We start from the raw sequence: 648 nt of genomic DNA, 5'->3' as shown, positions 1-648 counted from the left end.
CCTGCCCTGCGCGGCTCCCGCCCGGCCCGCCCGCCCATCACCGACCCCGTCTGAAGGGCCGCACCGTGACCCTGACCGCTCCCGCGCCGCCGGACACAGCGGCGCACACCCCGCACCGGCCCCCAGGGCGCCGGGCGTGGCGCACCCTGTCGCCCTACACCTACATCGCCCCGTTCTTCGTCCTGTTCGCCGCCTTCGGCCTCTTCCCGCTGATCTACACGGCGTTCATCTCGCTCTACCGCATCGAACTGCAGACGCCCGGCGACATGCAGTGGCGTGGTCTCGACAACTACACCGCGATCTTCGCGGACCCGTTCTTCTGGACGGCCCTGCGCAACACCTTCACCCTCGGCGTCCTCTCCACCGTCCCGCAGCTCCTGATCGCTCTGGGCATCGCCCACCTGCTCAACTACAAGCTGCGCGGCCGCACCTTCTTCCGCACCATGATGCTCATGCCCTACGCCACCTCGGTGGCCGCCGCGACGCTGGTCTTCGCCCAGCTCTTCGGGCACGACTTCGGCCTGATCAACTACGTCATCGGCGTCGTCGGTGCAGGCCCGGTCGACTGGCAGACGGGCACCCTCGCCTCACAGGTCGCGATCTCCTGCATCGTCGTGTGGCGCTGGACCGGCTACAACGCGCTGATCT

Annotated in this window: 1 protein-coding gene; it reads left to right on the top strand. The window is 69.0% G+C overall.

The genetic code is table 11. The features are described from left to right. Positions 1-71: 71 nt before the first annotated feature. Positions 72-648, top strand: a 577-nt coding sequence (locus tag GTW43_RS01710; RefSeq protein WP_237536344.1) for a sugar ABC transporter permease, incomplete at its 3' end; no start/stop codon positions are given.

It is taken from the genome of Streptomyces sp. SID5785, assembly GCF_009870065.1.
Lineage (GTDB): Bacteria > Actinomycetota > Actinomycetes > Streptomycetales > Streptomycetaceae > Streptomyces.
Note: the sequence above shows the minus strand (reverse complement) of the source record. Positions and strands in the feature narration are given on the sequence as shown.